This window comes from Pseudomonas sp. KK4, assembly GCF_001984065.1.
Lineage (GTDB): Bacteria > Pseudomonadota > Gammaproteobacteria > Pseudomonadales > Pseudomonadaceae > Aquipseudomonas.
Window position 1 is genome coordinate 46,920 of record NZ_LYVP01000002.1, and the last position, 13,763, is coordinate 60,682.

The window sequence follows — 13,763 nt, forward strand, 5'->3', positions numbered from 1 at the left end:
ATGAGGCTGCGCTTCATCCTCGCCCTGTTGTGCTGCCTGGCAGGTACGGTTCACGCCGAACCCGCCGGGCAATCACCTCGAAAGGCCTACCTGAGCCTGATCATCGATGACCTGGGGCAGAACCTGCCCCGGGATCGCCGCGTGCTGGCCCTGCCCGGCCCGGTCACCACGGCAATCATGCCCGACACGCCCCACGCCACCGAATTCGCCCGCGAAGCCCATCGCGCCGGCAAAATCGTCATCCTGCACATGCCCATGGACCCGGCCACCGGCCCCTTCGCCTGGCACCCCGAACTGCCCCTCGAAGAACTGCAGAAACGCCTCGATGCCGCCTTCAAAAGGGTCCCCTACACGGCTGGCATCAACAACCACATGGGCAGCCGCATGACCGCTCAGCCCGTGGCCATGGCGTGGTTGATGGGGGAGTTGCAGCGGCGCCACAAGTTTTTCGTCGACAGCCGCACCAGCGCTCAGACAGTCGCGGCACAACAGGCGCAGAAGATCGACCTGGCCAGCGTTTCGAGGGATGTGTTTCTCGATGACGAACGCACCGAAGCGGCGATTCTCACCCAGTTGCAGACCGCGATAAGCCTGGCGCACAAGCAGGGCTCGGCGGTCATGATCGGCCATCCCTATCCCCAGACCCTGGCAGTGCTCGAGCGTGAACTGCCCAGGCTCAAGGCCCAGGGCATCGAATGGATCGATATTCGCCAGATGATCAGCCTGCGCAGCAATAAGGCCACTGCTGCCCATGGCAAAGATGGCGTCTACCGATAACCGCTATACATAGTTACCGCCAGACGCCCCGCCCCACTCCTGATAGTGAGCGCTCAACCCTTCGTGACATTGAATGTCACCTTTGAGCTATCAGGATCGCGTATGCAAGTCAGTGAACACGAACAATCGCCAGCACAACGGGCGCCGATAAAGCTCGGTAATCTGTTGATCAACTTCACCACCGAGTTTCACCGGGTCTGGGACAGCAAGGGGTCCGGCGCCAAACCGGGTGCCTTTTGGCGCCCTGTTCCCGCCCCGGATCTGCTGCCGGGGTATTTTCCACTGGGCGATTTCGCCACGCCCGGGTTCGACAATATCAACGGCAACACCATCGTGGCGGTGGTCTGCGAAGGTGCAGCCGAAGATGAAGATTCATCCAAGGGCAGAGCACTCAGCGCCCCCGATGATTTTGAGCGGGTCTGGAAAGATTCACGCTCCGGCGCCGACGCGGACTGCACGATATGGCGCCCGATTCCCCCCGCAGGTTACGTGGCACTGGGAATGGTGTGCTCCAACGGCCGCGACAAACCACTGGCCAACACCGTGCGTTGCGTGCGGGCGGACCTGGTGGTCGCGGCGCAAGCAGGCACCCTGATCTGGAGCGACAGCGGCAGTGGCGCCCGGCAGGACTTCAGCGCCTGGGCCATCAATCCGCCGAGTGCCGAGGCCGGCGAACTCTATTTTTCACCAGGCACCTTTGTCGGTGCCAACAGCCATACGCGCCCGGCGGACTCCGTCGCTTACTCGCTACGAATGCACATACCTCTGCAGGTCGCTGCCCCGCCGACGCCGCCTGTCCTCGGCGGATTCGAGGCGCCCGCCACCGAAGAAACAGCCAGGATCACTCAAACCGCGCGGTTGCCCTGGTTCGCGGTCACGGATCCTGAGTTGAACCCGCTCGAGCAGTTCCACACATCAGCGTTCTACAGCCTGCAAAGAGCGGATCGGTATGTACTTGTCGGGCATGGCCACAACACAGGCGCCGTCGGCCAGACCTTCAGATGGACCGCGCCGCGGGTGCAAAGGACGGAATCACTGGAGGCGTTCACCGACGTCACCACCATCCGGGTCGCCTCCGAATGGCCGCTGTACGTGACAAATCCGATGACGTTGCACCTGTTGCTGGCATCGTCCATCCGCTTTTCGGCGAAACTGGGCACAGGTTTCACCCACACCGAAACCTCGCCTCTGGACTGGACGACCTCTGCCGCCGTGGAGGTCATCACCCGCATAGCGAAAAACACCAGCCTGGCGGTTTATCTACTGCAAAGTCATTACAGACTGCTGCGAGAAGACGGCACTCAAGTGGCGAATGACGTCCTCTACACCGACATCGATAGCCTGTACTTGACCGAGTATCCATCGGAGAGGGACAGCGAAGTGCCTGCCTCCATGTCGAAGGCAGAGTCACCGGTCGCTACAGATAGCGCGCCATGATCTCGTCCACGCCACCTTCCTTGCGCAACTGGTCCAAAGCCGCTTGAAGCTTGGCAACGAACTCGTCCGGCACGTCCTTGTTCAGTGCCAGGTAAAGTTCGGCGCTGTTGAAGCGCAATACCGTCTTGAGCCCGGTCACGCCGTCCTGCCTTGCCAGGTAACGGCCGGCCGGGTCGCCGGTGGCCCACAGGTCGATCTGACCGTTGACCAGCTTCTTCGCGTTGTCCTGGTCGCGCAGCACCACCACCGGGTTCAAGCCCTGCTTGGTCAAGGTCTCGGCAATCGCATCGCCCTTGTAGGCGCCGATCTTGTACTTGCGCGCGTCTTCCAGGGTTTCGAGGGTGATCTTGCTGTCAGCCTTGGCGAGCATGATCCAGTCATCAGGCCCGATCGGGCCCACCCATTTGAAGAGTTTTTCGCGGTCGGGCAGGCGCGCCATGACGAACACGCCGTAGCCGGGCTTTTCCAGGGTGAGTTTGTAGATTCGCTCCCATGGGAAACGCAGCGTGAGGCTGTAGGTAATGTCGGCGCGCTTGAAGATTTCGCGGACGATATCGGTGGCGATGCCACTGATGTTCTCATCCTGAGCGAAGTTTTTGCCGTTCTTGGCCATGTTGTATGGCGGGAAGTTCTCCGTCAGCAACACCATGTCGGTATCGGGGCTGTCTTTGGCGTGCACACCACTGATGAACAACAGAGAAGCGCTGGCAAGAACGAGAAGAAGGCGTTTAAGCATGTCTGGCTACCGAAATCCATGGCGTACCCAAGAGTGCCTTGAGCCCGCCATGATGTCCACTGGCCTGCATCGAATGTTTAGCGCATCACGATTCCGCGATGGGCCATATAGGCTTTTGCTTCCTGAACGGTGTATTCGCCGAAGTGGAAAATACTGGCCGCCAGGACCGCACTGGCGTGACCTTCGAGAATGCCGTCAGCCAGGTGCTGCAGGTTGCCGACACCGCCGGAAGCGATGACTGGAATGCCCAGTGCATCGCTGATGGCGCGGGTAACGCCGAGGTCGAAACCGTTCTTCATGCCATCCTGGTCCATGCTGGTCAGGAGGATTTCACCGGCACCCAGGCCTTCCATCTTTTTCGCCCACTCGACCGCGTCGAGGCCGGTCGGCTTGCGGCCGCCGTGGGTGAAGATTTCCCAGCGCGGGTTTTCGCCCGGGCCCGAGACCTTCTTGGCGTCGATGGCGACGACGATGCACTGCGAGCCGAAATGCTGCGCCGCTTCACCGACGAATTCCGGGTTGAACACGGCCGCGGTGTTGATCGAGACCTTGTCCGCACCGGCATTGAGCAGGTTGCGGATGTCCTGCACGGTGCGTACGCCTCCGCCGACGGTCAGCGGGATGAACACCTGGCTGGCCATGCGTTCAACGGTGTGCAGCGTGGTGTCACGGCCGTCGACGCTGGCGGTGATGTCGAGAAAGGTAATCTCGTCGGCGCCCTGCTCGTCGTAACGACGGGCGATTTCCACCGGGTCACCGGCATCGCGGATGTTTTCGAATTTCACACCCTTGACCACCCGGCCGTTGTCCACGTCCAGGCAAGGGATGATGCGTTTGGCCAGCGCCATGGTCAGTCCTCAGCCTTTGTACGAATCGCAGAAAGCTTGCGCTTCAGCAACGTCGAGGGTGCCTTCATAGATTGCACGGCCGGTGATCGCGCCGATGATGCCTGGCGCCTTGGCGTCGAGCAGCGTCTTGATGTCACCCAGGTTGTGGATGCCGCCGGAGGCGATCACCGGGATCGACGTGGCCGCGGCCAGCGCGGCGGTGAACGGCACGTTGCAGCCTTGCATCATGCCGTCTTTGGCGATGTCGGTATAAACGATGGCGGACACGCCGTCGGCTTCGAACTGCTTGGCCAGGTCGATCACCTGGATGGTGCTGATTTCTGCCCAGCCATCGGTGGCGACGAAACCGTCTTTAGCGTCGAGACCAACGATCACTTTGCCCGGAAACGCGCGGCAGGCTTCGGCGACGAAGGCCGGGTCTTTCACGGCCTTGGTGCCGATGATCACGTAGCTCACGCCAGCCTTGACGTAGTGCTCGATGGTTTCCAGGGAGCGGATACCGCCGCCGATCTGGATCGGCAGGTTCGGGTAGCGCTTGGCGATCGCGGTAACCACTTCGCCGTTGACCGGCTGGCCTTCGAACGCACCGTTCAGATCGACCAGATGCAGACGGCGGCAACCGCCCTCCACCCACTTGGCGGCCATGCTCACCGGGTCATCGGAGAACACCGTGGAATCTTCCATGCGGCCCTGGCGCAGACGAACACAGGCACCGTCCTTGAGATCGATAGCGGGAATAATCAGCATCTGGCAAACCTTCAAATTCGATTGTTCAGCTTGGCTCGGAAATCAGTTTTTCTCGAGCGCCCACAAGTCGCTTTCGATGCTTTCGAACCTCTCTTTGAGGTGTGTCTGCACATCGAAAATCGCCCTGTTGTAATAGTGCGGAGCAATTTCGCGGGTAAACAGCTCAAGGATTTCAGCCGCTTCGAACGAACCCAGGTCCAGCTCGAAGCGATCCTCCATGAAGCGTTTGATCTTTTGATTGGCCTCGCTCTCCTGCTCGGGAGTGAGGGTCAGGATCGGCGGCTTCTTCTTGGCGGCCATTTACCAGCGACCGTCCCACGCCGCGAAGTTCTGCAGCAATTGCAGGCCATGGGTATGGCTCTTCTCGGGGTGGAACTGCACCGCGAAACGCGAGCCATCGGCCAGCGCGGCGGCGAAATCGACCCCGTAGTGACCACCACCCACCACCTGCCGCGCGTTGGCGGCGGCAATGTAGTAGCTGTGCACGAAGTAGAACCGCGCCAGGTCCGGAATGTTGTGCCACAGCGGGTGACTCACCGTCTGCTTCACTTCGTTCCAGCCCATGTGCGGGACTTTCAGGTGCTCGCCGTCTTCATGCAGGTCCTTGCCGAAGAACTTCACCGCCCCCGGGAACAGGCCGATGCAGTCCACGCCGTCGTTCTCTTCGCTGCTGTCGAGCAAGGCTTGCATGCCCACGCAGATGCCGAGAAACGGACGGTCCTGGCTGACTTCACGCACCAGCGAATCGAAACCCAGACGACGAATTTCCGCCATGCAATCGCGAATCGCACCGACGCCGGGGAAAACCACCCGGTCGGCTTCGCGAATCACGCTGGCATCGCTGGTGATCAGCACCTTGCCGGCACCGACGTGCTCGAGGGCCTTGGCCACCGAGTGCAGGTTGCCCATGCCGTAATCGATAACCGCGACTGTCTGCATTACAGAACGCCCTTGGTCGAAGGCATTTGCCCGGCCATGCGGTCATCGAGCTCGACGGCCATGCGCAGCGCGCGGCCGAAAGCCTTGAACACGGTTTCGATCTGGTGGTGGGTGTTGTGGCCGCGCAGGTTGTCGATGTGCAGGGTGACGTTGGCGTGGTTGACGAAGCCCTGGAAGAACTCCTGGAACAGGTCAACGTCGAAGCCGCCGACAGTGGCGCGGGTATAGGGAACATGCATCTGCAGGCCAGGACGGCCGGAGAAGTCGATGACCACGCGCGACAGGGCTTCATCGAGCGGCACGTAGGCGTGACCGTAGCGACGGATGCCTTTCTTGTCGCCGATGGCTTGGGTGAATGCCTGACCCAGGGTGATACCGACGTCTTCCACCGTGTGGTGGTCATCGATATGCAGGTCGCCCTTGCTGACGATATCCAGGTCGATCAGCCCGTGACGGGCGATCTGGTCGAGCATGTGCTCAAGAAAAGGAACACCGATATCAAACCGGGCCTTTCCGGTGCCATCCAGGTTGATCGAGGCTTTGATCTGGGTTTCCAGAGTGTCGCGCTCGACTGACGCCTTACGTTCGGCCATCACCAGCTCCGCAAAATCATTGGGCGAAAAAGGCAACCATTATAGGGGCGCGGGCCGCAAACAGAAACACGAGAGGTGATATCGCTGACGGGCTGAGCCCGATAGACATGTCCATACAAGCCAATTGCCGACACCACAAAACCAATGTGGGAGCGGGCTTGCTCGCGAAAACGGTGGATCAGCCAACAACATCTTCGACCGATATACCGCATTCGCGAGCAAGCCCGCTCCCACAAGGGTGACGCGCTACGATTTACTTAGTGGAACAGCACCGCAGTTTTCTGCAGAGTAACCCACACACCCCATGCCAACGGAATACCCACCACCAGCCAGGCAGCCACGGCCAGAGGCTTGGTGCCAGCAGCCGCTTTCCATTCCAGCACGGTGTTGCTGTCAGCGCCTTTGTCATGGCCCAGCGCCTGTTCGGCAGCCAGTTCAGCATCGGTCATGAAGTACTTGTCGGCCACCGGGCGCACCATCAGGTTGCAGAGGAAGCCCAGCACCAGCAGGCCTGCCAGGATGTACAAGGTGATGTCGTAAGCGGCGGCGCGTTCGACGCCGATGCTCAACTGATATTCACGCAGGTAGTTCACCAGCACCGGACCCAACACGCCCGCCGCTGCCCACGCCGTCAACAGACGACCGTGGATCGCACCAACCATTTGCGTACCGAACAGGTCCGCCAGGTAAGCCGGAACAGTGGCGAAACCGCCGCCATACATCGACAGGATGATGCAGAACGCCGCCACGAACAGTGCCACGTTGCCCAGGTGACCCAGGTTCGGGATCAGCGCGTACAAGGCAAACCCGAGGGCGAAGAACACGAAGTAGGTGTTTTTGCGGCCCAGGTAGTCCGAGAACGAGGCCCAGAAGAACCGGCCACCGATGTTGAACAGGCTAAGCAAACCGGTGAAACCGGCAGCGATCGCGGCGATCGAGGCCAGTTGCGACGCGTCCAGTTGGCCGAACGGCAGGTCATTGCCCAGCAGCTTGCCGCCAAACACTTCCTGCAACAGCGGCGAAGCCATGCCGAGAATGCCGATACCGGCCGATACGTTCAGGCACAGCACCAGCCACACCAGGCGGAACTGCGGAGTTTTCCACGCCACGTTCACGTGCACGTGACGGTGGGTGATCATCGCGTTCGAAGCTTTTTTCGCCGGCGCCGTCCAGCCTTCAGGCTTCCAGCCGGTTGGCGGAACGCGGTACGACAGCGCGCCGCCGATCATGAACACGAAGTAGATCGCGGCCATGGCCACGAAGCTCTGCCAGACGCCAACACCTTCGGGCGAAGCGAAGTGGCTCATCAAGGCTGTCGCCAGGGGAGCCCCGACCATTGCGCCACCGCCGAAGCCCATGATCGCCATGCCGGTCGCCATGCCGCGCTTGTCCGGGAACCACTTGATCAGGGTCGACACCGGCGAGATGTAACCCAGGCCCAGGCCGATACCGCCGATGACCCCGGAGCCGATCCACATCAGCCAGATCTGGTGGGTGTAGATACCCAATGCCGAGATCAGCAGACCGCCACACCAGCACAGTGCCGATACGACACCGGCCTTGCGCGGCCCGGCATGTTCCAGCCAGCCGCCCCAGATGGCTGCCGAGCAACCCAGGAAGATGAAGAACAGGGTGTAGATCCAGCCGAGCATCGAGATCGGCCAGTCGCATTGCGAAGAGAAGACTTGAGCGATGAAGCTCATGTCCGGCGCGCACGTCACGGCCTTGCTGATGCCCAAGGCCTTGGACAGTGGCAGCCAGAACACCGAGAAGCCGTAGGCCATGCCGATGCACAGGTGGATGGCCAAAGCGGCCGGTGGTACCAGCCAGCGGTTGAAACCGGGCTTGGCGATGATTCGCTCCTTGGACAGGAACGAGGGCTGGTCGGCGTAGCCGTCCGCCGCGACACTCGTGGTCATTGTGTATCCCCCAATTATTAGTATGGTTCGCCAGTCAATCTTCATCCCCAGCCTTGTTTGCACGCAGGCATGACTGTTGTTTTCAATGAAGCTCCGTTTTGATGCGACACCGGGTCGCAGAAGGAACGACGAACGGGCGAAGGTTACCATTTGCACGTGACAGAAAAACCAAAGTGCTATCACGTTTTTTCAACGTTGTCTGTTTTCGTACCACCGATGGCTTGCGCACTCCTCGCCGAAGGCCCTCGTATCTCTTGCAGGAATTTCCATGCCGATCATTGTCGAACTGCTGAACGAAGCCACCTATCAAGACCAACAGGATTTGCAGAAAATCTTCCGTGATGCGCCGCAGTGGCTGTTCGCGCCCTTCAGCGGTGGCGAGCAATTAATTGAAACAAGTCTGCGGGAGGGTTCATTGATTGCCGGACGTTTCAATGATCGACTGCTGGGTGCGGCGCGACTGATGCGGCAGCCGCATGTTTGGCATTTGTCGCACTTGTGTGTACGAAAAGTCACCCGGCGCCGTGGCGTCGCGGAACGTCTGGCGAGAGAAGCACAGGCCATGGCTGCGCGCTCCGGTGCCACCCTGCACCTGCTGGCGCCCGCCGGTCACCTGCAAGCCCAAGCCCTGGCGGCCAAGCTGAACGTGCCGCTGGATGTCCTGTCGCAATGATCACTGACCGGTCGTCCGTTCCGGAGCGCTATACTCCTCGGCTAAATTTTGAATTCGATCAACTACAAGGACTCGCCCATGAAAGCGTTCGGCAAAATCCTGGGTCTGGTACTTCTCGGGTTGTTGCTGATCATTGTGGCGCTGGGCTTTGCCCTGACCCACCTCTTCGATCCCAACGACTACAAAGACGAGATCCGTCAGATTGCCCGTGACAAGGCCCACATCGAGCTGACGCTCAATGGCGATATCGGCTGGAGTCTGTTCCCTTGGCTGGGCCTTGAGCTGCACGACGCGGCCGTGGCGACCCTGGCCAAGCCTGCCGAGCCGTTCGCTGATTTGCAGATGCTTGGCCTGTCAGTCCGTGTGCTGCCGTTACTGCGCCGGGAAGTGCAGATGAGCGACGTGCGTGTCGAAGGCCTGAACCTGCGCCTGAACCGCGACAAGGACGGCCATGGCAACTGGGAAGACATCGGCAAGATTCCGGCCAATACCGCTGGCACCCCTGCCGCCACCACCGGCGAAGCCCAGCCGAGAACCACCGCTCAGGCGGAAAAACCGGCACAGCCCATTCGCCTGGACATCGACAGCCTGACCGTCAACAACGCCAGGGTCGAATACAACGACGAAAAAACCGGCCGCCAGTTCAGCGCTGAAAGCATCCAGCTGAGCACCGGCCCGGTCCATGACTCCACCAACATTCCAGTCAAGTTGACCGCGTTCCTGGGCACCAACCAACCGGTCCTGCGGGTACGCACCGAACTCAACGGCGAACTGCGCTTCGAGCGTGCGTTGCAACGCTACAAGCTCGAAGACATGAAGCTGTCCGGTGAAGTCGCCGGCGATCCGCTGCAAGGCAAGACCATGACCTTTGCCGCCCAGGGCCAGTTGCTGTTGGACAGAGCTGCCAACGTCGCCGAGTGGACCGGCATCAAGATCTCCGCCAATCAATTGCGCGCACTGGGCGAGTTGAAGGTCAACGAGCTCGACAAAACCCCGCAGGTGAGCGGCGGCCTGTCGATTGCCCAGTTCGACCTGGCCAAATTCGTCGACAGCATCGGTCAGAAACTGCCGACAATGGCCGAAGGCAGCCTGAGCAAAGTCGAGTTGGTCAGCCGTCTGGCAGGCACACCCACCAGCATCACCCTCGATGACATCAACCTGAAAGTCGACGACAGCACCTTCAGTGGTCGCATCGCCGTTGAGGACTTTGCCAAACAGTCCCTGCGCGCCACCCTCAAGGCCGACACCTTCAACGTCGACCGTTACCTGCCGCCCAAATCGGCCGAAGCCAACAGTGCCAAACAGGTTCGAGAGGCCGAAGTGGCCAGCACCGAAGCCGATGCCATGGCCGGTGCCGGCAGCACACCGCTGCCGCAAGCGCCCACCAAAGAGGCCTGGAGTAACGAACGGCTGTTGCCCGTGGAGCGCCTGAGCAAGCTGGATGTGGATGCCGACCTGACATTCGGCCAGTTGATCCTGGATAAGTTGCCGATTCAGAACGCCACCCTCAAGGCCAGCGGCCAGGCCGGCCTGCTGACACTGACGAGCCTGCGCGGCGATCTGTACCAAGGCAACTTCGACGCCAAAGGCACCCTCGATGTGCGTCAGCAGGCGCCGGTGATGAATGTGCAGACCCAGATCAGTCGCGTACCGGTGGAAAAATTCCTCGAAAGCCAGGGCAAGACGCCACCGGTCAAAGGCCTGGTCACGCTCAACAGCACCCTGACCGGCACAGGCAACAGCCAGAAAGCGCTGATCGAAACCCTCAACGGCAACGCGAGCTTCGTCATCAACAATGGCGTGCTGCTAAATGCCAACCTCGAACAGCAACTGTGCAAAGGCATCGCCACGCTCAACCGCAAAACCCTCAGTGGCGAGCCGCGGGGCAAGGACACTCCGTTCCAGGAGCTCAAGGGCAACCTGAATTTCCGTAACGGCGTGGCCAGCAATCCGGACCTGAAAGTGCGCATCCCGGGGATGACCGTCAACGGCGACGGTGATGTCGATCTGCGGGTGCTGGGCATGGACTATCGCGTGGGCATCATCGTCGAAGGCGACAAGAGCGACATGCCTGACCCGGCTTGCCAGGTGGGCGAGAAATTCGTCGGCATTGAATGGCCGCTGCGTTGCCGGGGCCCGCTGGAACTGGGCGCCAAGGCGTGCCGACTGGACAACGAGCGCATGGGCCAGGTGGCCAGCAGACTGGCCGGCGAGCGCATCAGCGAAAAAATCGACGAGAAGCTGGGCGACAAGGTAAGCCCGGAACTCAAAGACGCACTCAAGGGGCTGTTCAAGCGATGAAAGCCGAGCAGTTTTCAACGGCGGTGCTGGACTGGTACGACCGCCACGGCCGTCATGATTTGCCCTGGCAGCAGGACATCAACCCCTATCGGGTCTGGGTCTCGGAAATCATGTTGCAGCAGACGCAGGTCAGCACGGTGCTCAATTACTTCGACCGCTTCATGGCGTCGCTGCCGACGGTCGAAGCCCTCGCCGCCGCGCCGGAAGACGAAGTGCTGCACTTGTGGACAGGGCTGGGCTATTACACCCGAGCGCGCAATCTGCAGAAAACCGCGAAGATCGTCGTCGAGCAGTACGGCGGCGAATTTCCCCGGGACGTGGAAAAGCTCACCGACCTGCCGGGCATCGGCCTGTCCACCGCCGGGGCCATCGCCAGCATCAGCATGGGCCTGCGCGCGCCGATCCTCGATGGCAACGTCAAACGCGTGCTGGCGCGCTTTACCGCGCAAGAGGGGTATCCGGGCGAGCCGAAGGTCGCCAGACAGCTTTGGGCGACCGCTGAGCGCTTTACGCCCCATGATCGGGTCAACGCGTACACCCAGGCCATGATGGATCTGGGCGCGACGCTGTGCACCCGCAGCAAACCGAGCTGCCTGCTCTGCCCGCTGGAAAAGGGCTGCGAAGCACACATGCTCGGCCTGGAAACCCGCTACCCGATCCCCAAGCCGCGCAAAGCCATCCCGCAGAAACGTACGCTGATGCCAATGTTCGCCAATAGCGAAGGGGCGATCCTGCTTTATCGTCGCCCCTCGACGGGCCTGTGGGGCGGCCTGTGGAGCCTGCCGGAACTCGACGACCTCGACGACCTGCAGCACCTGGCTTCGCAGCACGCGCTGGCACTCGGCGCCCATCAGGCTCTGCCGAACCTGGTGCACACCTTCAGCCACTTCCAGTTATCCATCGAACCCTGGCTGGTTCAGGTCCAGGAGTCAGGCCATTACGTGGCCGAGGCCGACTGGCTCTGGTATAACCTCGCCACCCCGCCGCGCCTGGGCCTCGCCGCCCCGGTCAAAACCTTGCTCGAACGCGCGGCCGCCGTATTGAACGCAGGAGAGTCGTCATGACCCGCACCATCATGTGCCGCAAGTACAAAGAAGAACTGCCCGCCCTGGAGCGCGCACCCTTCCCTGGCGCCAAAGGCCAGGACATTTTTGACCACGTCTCGGCCAAGGCCTGGGCCGACTGGCAAAAACACCAGACCCTGCTGATCAACGAAAAGCGCCTGAACATGATGAACGCCGAAGACCGCAAATATTTGCAGGGCGAAATGGACAAGTACTTCTCCGGCGAGGATTACGCCAAGGCCGAAGGCTACGTGCCGCCGGCCGAATGACCCCCGAATTTCGTAAGCGACGGAATTAATTTAAGAAATTTTAAAAAAGTCGTTGACGTAAATCCGAAAAACCCTTTTAATGCGCCCCGTTGCCCAGATAGCTCAGTCGGTAGAGCAGGGGATTGAAAATCCCCGTGTCGGCGGTTCGATTCCGTCTCTGGGCACCAAATACCGAAAACCCTGAATCGCAAGATTCAGGGTTTTTTTATGCCTGCGATTTACCAATCCTTCCATCATCGAAAATTCCCACATCGATGACGCCTCGATTCCTACTAACTGCATAGGGCTTTCATACGCCGCTTTAGGAATCGTCGAATAGATTGCCCACCTTGCCCAGTGAAACCATTGCCCGTGCAGTAACTGCATGAATGCATTCACGTTTCACAGTAAGGAAACCGCTCATGAATAAGCTTTTCAAGTTCCTCGCCCTGTCGGCAGTCTTTGCCACAGCCACCGGTTGCGTCAGCTACAACAACAGCCAGCCGTCCTCCCCGATCGACAGCACCGTCAAAGCCGACCTCAAGGCAGACATCGCAGTCGGTGACGCCATCTCCGGCCAATCCTCGGTCAACATCCTGTTCGGCTTCCTGAAGTTTGGCGGCGACTCCCAGTTTGCCGACGGTGTCAGCTATGGCGGCCAAAGTGGTGCCGGCCTGGGTAGCCTGGGTCTGGATCCAGTCAGCGCGGTCAAGTCGGCAGCAGCCTACAAAGCGGTCAAATCTTCCGGCGCCGACCTGATTGTCGCCCCTCGCTATGAAGTGAATGAAGAAAACTACTTCATCTTCAAGAAGGTTTCCGTCACCGTGAAAGGCAACAAAGGCAACATCCGCAGCATCCGCTAACCCCTCCCCAGGTGATTGTTAAGCGAACCATCCATCGCGCTTTGGCAAACCAATATTCTTAGCGCGTGGCAATCCGCAGACAGCCCATGAAAGCTGTTTGCGGATTTGATTGCTGACGAAGCAGCCTCGCTTCGAATTCCAACCTACTCATCCGCCTTCCAGTGAAAGACCAGGTTCCGCGATGCATTGGCGTCGACATCCGCCGAATCACGCCGCTCCTCACCATCACGCGTTGCAACCACGGTGTACTTGCCTGGAGGGAGCTGGACGTAAACCAACGGGCCAGCCTGAGTCAGCGTCAATACGGTCTGCCCCTGAACGCTCTTGATTGTCACATCGACGTCCGGAACGTATTTGTTTTCCACACCGATGGAGAACGTCATGTGCAGGTTGTAGCCCTTAGCCTGCTGGATTGCCTTTACCTCATCCTCACCAACGCCTCCGGACAAGTAGGCGATACCATTTTGTTCCTGCCGTTGAATTTGCACACCGGAGCTATCGATAGGCTCCAGGCTGGCGGCCTGCCCCACAAATGGAAACATCAGCATGCCGACTGCGGCGATGGAGAACATCATTGAACACATACGCTTCATCACCTCGACTCCCGGGCCCCACAGA

General features: G+C 60.2%; 15 protein-coding genes and 1 tRNA gene. 8 read left to right on the plus strand and 8 right to left on the minus strand.

Translation table 11 applies throughout. The features are described from left to right. Both B0W55_RS00935 and B0W55_RS00940 read left to right on the plus strand, forming a co-directional pair. On the plus strand, positions 1-777 hold the full coding sequence (locus B0W55_RS00935; RefSeq protein ID WP_077044188.1) for a divergent polysaccharide deacetylase family protein: 777 nt from the start codon (positions 1-3) through the stop codon (positions 775-777). 102 nt (positions 778-879) lie between these two features. After that, the gene (locus B0W55_RS00940; protein WP_077044189.1) at positions 880-2,214 is read left to right on the plus strand and encodes a Vps62-related protein; all 1,335 of its coding nucleotides are present in this window, start codon (positions 880-882) and stop codon (positions 2,212-2,214) included. Here B0W55_RS00940 and B0W55_RS00945 read toward each other — a convergent pair. The 7 genes from B0W55_RS00945 to B0W55_RS00980 form a co-directional block, all read right to left on the minus strand. After that, positions 2,195-2,950: an ABC transporter substrate-binding protein gene (locus B0W55_RS00945; RefSeq protein ID WP_077044190.1), complete on the minus strand. Its 756-nt coding sequence runs from the start codon at positions 2,948-2,950 to the stop codon at positions 2,195-2,197. The genes B0W55_RS00940 and B0W55_RS00945 overlap by 20 nt on opposite strands. Positions 2,951-3,027: 77 nt before the next feature. After that, a complete protein-coding gene (hisF, locus tag B0W55_RS00950; protein WP_077044191.1) occupies positions 3,028-3,798 on the minus strand; it encodes an imidazole glycerol phosphate synthase subunit HisF in 771 nt (256 codons plus the stop codon). Between the two features lie 9 nt (positions 3,799-3,807). Further along, positions 3,808-4,545 carry a 1-(5-phosphoribosyl)-5-[(5-phosphoribosylamino)methylideneamino]imidazole-4-carboxamide isomerase gene (gene hisA / locus B0W55_RS00955; protein ID WP_015093076.1) on the minus strand — a complete coding sequence of 246 codons (738 nt, stop codon included), beginning with the start codon at positions 4,543-4,545 and terminating at the stop codon, positions 3,808-3,810. Positions 4,546-4,587: 42 nt separating this feature from the next. Further along, on the minus strand, positions 4,588-4,845 hold the full coding sequence (locus B0W55_RS00960) for a DUF2164 domain-containing protein (RefSeq protein ID WP_077044192.1): 258 nt from the start codon (positions 4,843-4,845) through the stop codon (positions 4,588-4,590). Beyond that, positions 4,846-5,484 carry an imidazole glycerol phosphate synthase subunit HisH gene (gene hisH, locus B0W55_RS00965; RefSeq protein ID WP_077044193.1) on the minus strand — a complete coding sequence of 213 codons (639 nt, stop codon included), beginning with the start codon at positions 5,482-5,484 and terminating at the stop codon, positions 4,846-4,848. Then, positions 5,484-6,077, minus strand: coding sequence for an imidazoleglycerol-phosphate dehydratase HisB (hisB, locus tag B0W55_RS00970; RefSeq protein WP_024778052.1), 594 nt, complete (start codon positions 6,075-6,077; stop codon positions 5,484-5,486). Before hisB ends, hisH begins: the two co-directional genes overlap by 1 nt. A gap of 257 nt (positions 6,078-6,334) precedes the next feature. Continuing rightward, positions 6,335-7,996, minus strand: a complete 1,662-nt coding sequence (locus B0W55_RS00980) for an OFA family MFS transporter (RefSeq protein ID WP_077044195.1) — start codon at positions 7,994-7,996, stop codon at positions 6,335-6,337. 268 nt (positions 7,997-8,264) lie between these two features. Between B0W55_RS00980 and B0W55_RS00985 the strand changes: the two genes are divergently transcribed. From B0W55_RS00985 to B0W55_RS01010, 6 genes are all read left to right on the plus strand, one after another. Beyond that, entirely contained in the window at positions 8,265-8,669 is a 405-nt protein-coding gene (locus B0W55_RS00985; RefSeq protein WP_077044196.1) for an acetyl-CoA sensor PanZ family protein, read from the plus strand. Between the two features lie 78 nt (positions 8,670-8,747). Then, the gene (locus B0W55_RS00990) at positions 8,748-10,970 is read left to right on the plus strand and encodes an AsmA family protein (RefSeq protein ID WP_077044197.1); all 2,223 of its coding nucleotides are present in this window, start codon (positions 8,748-8,750) and stop codon (positions 10,968-10,970) included. Beyond that, positions 10,967-12,034 carry an A/G-specific adenine glycosylase gene (gene mutY / locus B0W55_RS00995; protein ID WP_077044198.1) on the plus strand — a complete coding sequence of 356 codons (1,068 nt, stop codon included), beginning with the start codon at positions 10,967-10,969 and terminating at the stop codon, positions 12,032-12,034. Before B0W55_RS00990 ends, mutY begins: the two co-directional genes overlap by 4 nt. Beyond that, the gene (locus B0W55_RS01000; protein ID WP_003220737.1) at positions 12,031-12,303 is read left to right on the plus strand and encodes an oxidative damage protection protein; all 273 of its coding nucleotides are present in this window, start codon (positions 12,031-12,033) and stop codon (positions 12,301-12,303) included. Before mutY ends, B0W55_RS01000 begins: the two co-directional genes overlap by 4 nt. A 91-nt stretch (positions 12,304-12,394) precedes the next feature. After that, positions 12,395-12,470 (plus strand) — tRNA-Phe (locus tag B0W55_RS01005). A 234-nt stretch (positions 12,471-12,704) separates the two neighbouring features. After that, complete coding sequence (locus B0W55_RS01010) at positions 12,705-13,145, plus strand: hypothetical protein (RefSeq protein ID WP_077044199.1); 441 nt, start codon at positions 12,705-12,707, stop codon at positions 13,143-13,145. A gap of 143 nt (positions 13,146-13,288) precedes the next feature. Here the strand turns inward: B0W55_RS01010 and B0W55_RS01015 are convergent, their stop codons facing one another. After that, a complete protein-coding gene (locus tag B0W55_RS01015) occupies positions 13,289-13,738 on the minus strand; it encodes a carboxypeptidase-like regulatory domain-containing protein (protein ID WP_077044200.1) in 450 nt (149 codons plus the stop codon). Positions 13,739-13,763: the final 25 nt, after the last annotated feature.

Bases quoted from the DNA above. Each gene is read 5' to 3' on its own strand.
- B0W55_RS00935 (WP_077044188.1), top strand. From the start codon at position 1: ATGAGGCTGCGCTTCATCCTCGCCCTGTTGTGCTGCCTGGCAGGTACG.
- B0W55_RS00940 (WP_077044189.1), top strand. From the start codon at position 880: ATGCAAGTCAGTGAACACGAACAATCGCCAGCACAACGGGCGCCGATA.
- B0W55_RS00945 (WP_077044190.1), bottom strand. From the start codon at position 2,950: ATGCTTAAACGCCTTCTTCTCGTTCTTGCCAGCGCTTCTCTGTTGTTC.
- hisF (WP_077044191.1), bottom strand. From the start codon at position 3,798: ATGGCGCTGGCCAAACGCATCATCCCTTGCCTGGACGTGGACAACGGC.
- hisA (WP_015093076.1), bottom strand. From the start codon at position 4,545: ATGCTGATTATTCCCGCTATCGATCTCAAGGACGGTGCCTGTGTTCGT.
- B0W55_RS00960 (WP_077044192.1), bottom strand. From the start codon at position 4,845: ATGGCCGCCAAGAAGAAGCCGCCGATCCTGACCCTCACTCCCGAGCAG.
- hisH (WP_077044193.1), bottom strand. From the start codon at position 5,484: ATGCAGACAGTCGCGGTTATCGATTACGGCATGGGCAACCTGCACTCG.
- hisB (WP_024778052.1), bottom strand. From the start codon at position 6,077: ATGGCCGAACGTAAGGCGTCAGTCGAGCGCGACACTCTGGAAACCCAG.
- B0W55_RS00980 (WP_077044195.1), bottom strand. From the start codon at position 7,996: ATGACCACGAGTGTCGCGGCGGACGGCTACGCCGACCAGCCCTCGTTC.
- B0W55_RS00985 (WP_077044196.1), top strand. From the start codon at position 8,265: ATGCCGATCATTGTCGAACTGCTGAACGAAGCCACCTATCAAGACCAA.
- B0W55_RS00990 (WP_077044197.1), top strand. From the start codon at position 8,748: ATGAAAGCGTTCGGCAAAATCCTGGGTCTGGTACTTCTCGGGTTGTTG.
- mutY (WP_077044198.1), top strand. From the start codon at position 10,967: ATGAAAGCCGAGCAGTTTTCAACGGCGGTGCTGGACTGGTACGACCGC.
- B0W55_RS01000 (WP_003220737.1), top strand. From the start codon at position 12,031: ATGACCCGCACCATCATGTGCCGCAAGTACAAAGAAGAACTGCCCGCC.
- B0W55_RS01010 (WP_077044199.1), top strand. From the start codon at position 12,705: ATGAATAAGCTTTTCAAGTTCCTCGCCCTGTCGGCAGTCTTTGCCACA.
- B0W55_RS01015 (WP_077044200.1), bottom strand. From the start codon at position 13,738: ATGAAGCGTATGTGTTCAATGATGTTCTCCATCGCCGCAGTCGGCATG.